This is a genomic window from bacterium, assembly GCA_018812485.1.
In the GTDB taxonomy this organism is placed as follows: Bacteria; JAHJDO01; JAHJDO01; order JAHJDO01; family JAHJDO01; genus JAHJDO01.
Window position 1 is genome coordinate 1 of the sequence record JAHJDO010000149.1, and the last position, 2,730, is coordinate 2,730.

Genomic DNA, 2,730 nt, shown 5'->3' on the forward strand with positions numbered 1-2,730 from the left:
ACCATAAAATTTTGCATAAGGGTCTGGATGTAGGCCCCCAGTTGATCGTCCGGTGAAGTATGCGCCAAATCAGACGATTCGGAGATTGCATATTTATTAAAAGCATGCCGCCAGGCTTCGGTGTAAAGACTGGCCTTATCGCTAAAGTAATAGTTGACAGCAGCCACGTTGGCACCGGCTCGGCGACAGATCTCCGCCACCTTGGCGTTTCGATAGCCTTTTTCAGCGAATACCTCACAGGCTGCGTTCAGCAGCCGGTAGCGGGTTTCCTTGCCGTCTTCTCTCTGGGCCATGGTATCTCCTCCTTAAGCTTTCTTGTAAAAGCTGAAGCCGGAATAAATTAAACGGGGACTTAAAGTTTTTACTTGAAGTAACCGATTAACTGTATTATCTTGCCGTTTTAAATATAAAGTTAAAATACATATTTAAAATAGTCAAATGGTTTATTGTCAACAACGATAAAAACTTGGCGGCTTCGTAAAAAGTCCGATTTCTGCGTTGCGCTTCATTCCGTGTTCACTGGGGCGTACAAAAGCACGCCTCATTCCACGAAATTCGCACGCCTTTTTATTCCACATAGGTTTGGCGAGGGAACTCGCACTTTTTACTTTGCCGTCTTAATTTCGCCTTTTTACGAGTTCATCAAAACTTAATTCACCCTGATTCGTTAGGAGGACCAGAAATGATGCAAACGAAGTTCAGCTTCAATTATCCTCGAGCGCTAATCGCTACGATATCCGCCGATTATAAGTATTTATGGTTGAAGCGCTTAAAGATTAATGTCATAAACCGCTGTTCCGGGCCGGTTGCCCTGTTTCTGGGTCTTTTGGTGATGATCGTGTTTCCGGTTGTGGTGATCGCCGGCCCTTCTGGTCCAGGCGGACCGCCGCCGCTGGTAAAGGTAACCCTGGTTACCGCGCAGGATGTCAATCCGCCGGCGGAATACGTTGGCCATGTTGAGGCCATTCAGAGCGTGGACCTGCGAGCCCGGGTCGAGGGGTTTCTTGAACAGGTCAACTTCAAGGAAGGAAGCGATATCCGCGCCGGCGAGCTCCTTTATGTTGTTGAGCAGTCACCTTACCGGGCCAGGGTTGATGCCGACAAAGCCCTGGTGGCCCAGGCCGAAGCGACCCTTGGCAAGGCCCGCCAGTACCTTCAGCGGGCCCAAACAGTCCGTTCCGGCGGGATATCCGCGACGGATCTGGACGATGCCGTAGCCGAGGAACTCCGTGCCAGGGCGCAGCTTGAACAGGCCAAGGCAAACCTTCAGATCGCACAAATCAACCTGGGTTATACCTCGATCACAGCGCCCATCAGCGGCCGGATTGGCCGCACTGCCTTTACCAGGGGTAACTTGCTGAATCCCGGTTCCGGCCCTTTGGCCCGGATTGTTCAAATCGATCCCATCCGGGTGGTTTTTTCTATCAGCGAAAATGATATTGTTGCCGTTAAGGCAGCCGTTAAAGATGCGGACAGGGACCAAAAGCACCCCATGCTGACGCCGAGAATCAAACTGCCTGGTGGTCAAATTCTCAAAATTGCGGGGCAGGTGGATTTCGTGGACAACACCGTGGACCCCGGCACCGGAACCATCGCTGTGTGGGCTCTGTTTAATAACCCGGACGGTACGTTGCTTCCGGGACAGTATGTCACCGTCCTGATTTCCCGAAGCGAACCCAAATCAATGCCGGTGGTGCCCCAGTCAGCGGTTCTGGAAGACCACGACGGACGCTATGTCCTGTTGGTGGACGACCAGAACCGAGTGGTCATGCGTCGTATTCAGACCGGACCTGTGGTCGGCATCAACTGGGCCATCGAATCGGGTCTGGCCGTAAATGAGAAAGTCATCGTCGAGGGCATCCAAAAGATCCGGCCCGGCCAGCAAGTGAAAACCACTACCACCGATGAACAACAAGGGAGGTGATGCATGTTTTCACGAATTTTCATCGAACGCCCGCGTCTGGCTGTGGTGGTATCCATCGTACTAACTCTGGCTGGATTCATTGCGCTGTTGAACATTCCCGTGGCCCAGTATCCCCAGATCACGCCGCCTGAGATCCGGGTAACCGCGACATATCCGGGCGCCAATGCCAAGGTTGTGGCAGACAATGTGGCCGCACCCATTGAAAAGGAGATCAATGGTGTGGACAAAATGCTCTACATGTCCTCCTCCTGCTCCAATAACGGGCAATATACGCTGGCTGTCACCTTTGAGGTGGGCACCGATCCGGACATCGACCAGGTCAACCTTCAGAACCGGGTGCAACTGGCCACCTCCAAACTGCCCCAGGCGGTGGTCGACCAGGGTATCGATGTACGCAGACGATCGACCGACATATTGGGTGCGGTAGAATTCTTTTCCCCCCAGGGCACCCGGGACAAGCTTTTTTTGAGCAACTACGTCAGCCGAAATGTCAAAGATGCCCTGTTACGTATCGACGGCGTCAGCGATGTCTTTATTTTTGGTGAGTTTGAATACAGCATGCGCATCTGGATGGACCCGGAGCGGCTCACCGCCCGGGGACTTACCGCCGATGATGTGATCGCTGCCATCCGGCAGCAAAACATCCAGGCGGCCGTGGGGTCCGTCGGGACAGCACCCGCCGACACCGGTCAGCAGGTCCAGTACACCTTGCAAGCCAAGGGGCGGCTTGATAATCCTGTAGATTTTGAAAACATCGTCGTACGCAGCAACGATCAAGGCGGTCTGGTGCGGGTTCGTGACGTTGC

The 2,730-nt window shown here is 53.3% G+C and carries 3 protein-coding genes; 2 read left to right on the forward strand and 1 reads right to left on the reverse strand.

Annotation, left to right across the window (positions count from 1 at the left end):
- Nucleotides 1–293, reverse strand: a 293-nt coding sequence (locus KKC91_12490; GenBank protein ID MBU0479361.1) for a TetR/AcrR family transcriptional regulator, incomplete at its 3' end; no start/stop codon positions are given.
- A 389-nt stretch (nucleotides 294–682) separates the two neighbouring features.
- Between KKC91_12490 and KKC91_12495 the strand changes: the two genes are divergently transcribed.
- Both KKC91_12495 and KKC91_12500 read left to right on the forward strand, forming a co-directional pair.
- Complete coding sequence (locus KKC91_12495) at nucleotides 683–1,924, forward strand: efflux RND transporter periplasmic adaptor subunit (protein MBU0479362.1); 1,242 nt, start codon at nucleotides 683–685, stop codon at nucleotides 1,922–1,924.
- Between the two features lie 3 nt (nucleotides 1,925–1,927).
- On the forward strand, nucleotides 1,928–2,730 hold an 803-nt coding region (locus tag KKC91_12500), incomplete at its 3' end, for an efflux RND transporter permease subunit (GenBank protein MBU0479363.1).